Genomic DNA, 2,717 nt, shown 5'->3' on the forward strand with positions numbered 1-2,717 from the left:
GGGGTATCGACCACCACCGAACCGCTGGTTTTACCGGCTTCGATGTTGATCACCGCACCGTTCGACAGGGTGACGGTCATCGGCGTGCCGGCCGGATTGCTCAGCGTGGCGGTGTAAGTGATCTGACCACCTTCGGTGACCGAACCGGTGGCCGCCAGGGACAGCCCGGTGTTGTCGATCGAATCGGTGATGGTGGTGACCGCCGGGGTGGTGCTCGGGGTCAACTGTTCGAAGTTGCCGCCCGTGGTGCTTTCGATGGTGGTGCTGACGGTACTGCCGTTTTTGTAGACGTCGTTGGCCGGGGTGTCGACCACCACCGAACCGGAAGTCTTGCCGGCCTCGATGTTGATCACCGCGCCGTTCGACAGGGTCACGCTCATGGCGGTGCCGGCCGGGTTGGTCAGCGTCGCGGTGTAAGTGATCTGGCCGCCTTCAACCACCGAACCATTCGCCGTCAGGCTCAACCCGGTGTTATCGATCGAATCGGTAATCGTCGTAACAGCTGGTGTGCTGCTTGGGGTCAACTGTTCGAAATTGCCACCGGTGGTGCTTTCAATGGTGGTGCTGACGGTGCTGCCGTTTTTGTAGACGTCGTTGGCCGGGGTGTCGACCACCACGGAACCGGACGTTTTACCGGCTTCGATGTTGATCACGGCGCCGTTCGACAGGGTCACGCTCATCGCAGTGCCGGCCGGGTTGCTCAGCGTGGCGGTGTAAGTGATCTGCCCGCCTTCGGTAATGGTGTTGTCGGCGGTGAGCGTCAGCCCGGTGTTATCGATGGAGTCGGTGATGGTGGTGACCGCCGGGGTGGTGCTCGGGGTCAACTGTTCGAAGTTGCCGCCGGTGGTGCTTTCGATGGTGGTGCTGACGGTACTGCCGTTCTTGTAAACGTCGTTGGCTGGGGTGTCGACCACCACCGAACCGGAAGTCTTGCCGGCCTCGATGTTGATCACCGCGCCGTTCGACAGGGTCACGCTCATGGCGGTGCCGGCCGGGTTGGTCAGCGTGGCGGTGTAAGTGATCTGCCCGCCTTCGGTGACCGAACCAGTGGCCGCCAGGGACAGGCCGGTGTTGTCGATCGAATCGGTGATGGTGGTGACGGCCGGGGCGGTGCTCGGAGTCAGCTGTTCGAAATTGCCGCCGGTGGTGCTTTCGATGGTGGTGCTGACGGTRCTGCCGTTTTTGTAGACGTCGTTGGCTGGGGTGTCGACCACCACCGAACCGCTGGTTTTGCCAGCTTCGATGTTGATCACGGCACCGTTGGACAACGTGACGGTCATCGCGGTGCCGGCCGGGTTGCTCAGGGTGGCGGTGTAGGTGATCTGCCCGCCTTCGGTAATGGTGTTGTCGGCAGTTAGGGTCAGGCCGGTGTTATCGATCGAGTCGGTGATGGTGGTGACCGCCGGAGTCGTGCTCGGGGTCAGCTGTTCGAAATTGCCACCCGTGGTGCTTTCGATGGTGGTGCTGACGGTGCTGCCGTTTTTGTAAACGTCATTCGCCGGGGTGTCGACCACCACCGAGCCGGTGGTTTTGCCGGCTTCGATGTTGATCACGGCGCCGTTCGACAGGGTCACGCTCATCGCGGTGCCGGCCGGGTTGGTCAGCGTCGCGGTGTAGGTGATCTGGCCGCCCTCGGTAATGGTGTTGTCGGCAGTGAGCGTCAAGCCGGTGTTGTCGATCGAGTCGGTAATGGTGGTGACCGCCGGAGTCGTGCTCGGGGTCAGTTGCTCGAAATTGCCACCGGTGGTGCTTTCGATGGTGGTGCTGACGGTGCTGCCGTTTTTGTAGACGTCGTTGGCCGGGGTGTCGACCACCACCGAGCCGCTGGTTTTACCGGCCTCGATGTTGATGACCGCGCCGTTGCTGAGCGTGACGCTCATGGCGGTGCCGGCCGGGTTGGTCAGCGTGGCGGTGTAGGTGATCTGCCCACCTTCGGTAATCGTGTTGTTGGCGGTCAGCGTCAGGCCGGTGTTGTCGATCGAATCGGTAATCGTCGTGACGGCCGGCGTCGTGCTCGGGGTCAGCTGTTCGAAGTTGCCACCGGTGGTGCTTTCGATGGTGGTGCTGACGGTRCTGCCGTTTTTGTAGACGTCGTTGGCCGGGGTATCGACCACCACCGAACCGCTGGTTTTGCCGGCTTCGATGTTGATCACYGCGCCGTTCGACAGGGTCACGCTCATGGCGGTGCCGGCCGGRTTGGTCAGGGTCGCGGTGTAGGTGATCTGGCCACCTTCAACCACCGAACCGGTGGCTGCCAGGGACAGGCCGGTGTTATCGATCGAATCGGTGATGGTGGTGACSGCCGGCGTCGTGCTCGGGGTCAGCTGTTCGAAGTTGCCGCCGGTGGTGCTTTCGATGGTGGTGCTGACGGTACTGCCGTTTTTGTAGACGTCATTCGCTGGAGTGTCGACCACCACCGAGCCGGAAGTCTTGCCGGCTTCGATGTTGATGACTGCACCGTTGGACAGGGTGACGGTCATCGCGGTGCCGGCTGGGTTGGTCAGCGTCGCGGCGTAAGTGATCTGACCACCTTCGGTGACCGAACCAGTGGCCGCCAGGGACAGGCCGGTGTTATCGATCGAATCGGTGATGGTGGTGACCGCCGGCGTCGTGCTCGGGGTCAGCTGTTCGAAGTTGCCGCCGGTGGTGCTTTCGATGGTGGTGCTGACGGTACTGCCGTTTTTGTAGACGTCATTCGCTGGAGTGTCGACCACCAC

General features: G+C 62.2%; 1 protein-coding gene. It reads right to left on the reverse strand.

What is annotated here, in order from left to right:
• Positions 1–2,717 (reverse strand): beta strand repeat-containing protein (locus tag AC1DIH_RS28050; RefSeq protein ID WP_477774074.1); only part of this gene is annotated, 2,717 nt, incomplete at both ends.

This window comes from Pseudomonas sp. 05N36 (genome assembly GCF_056397385.1).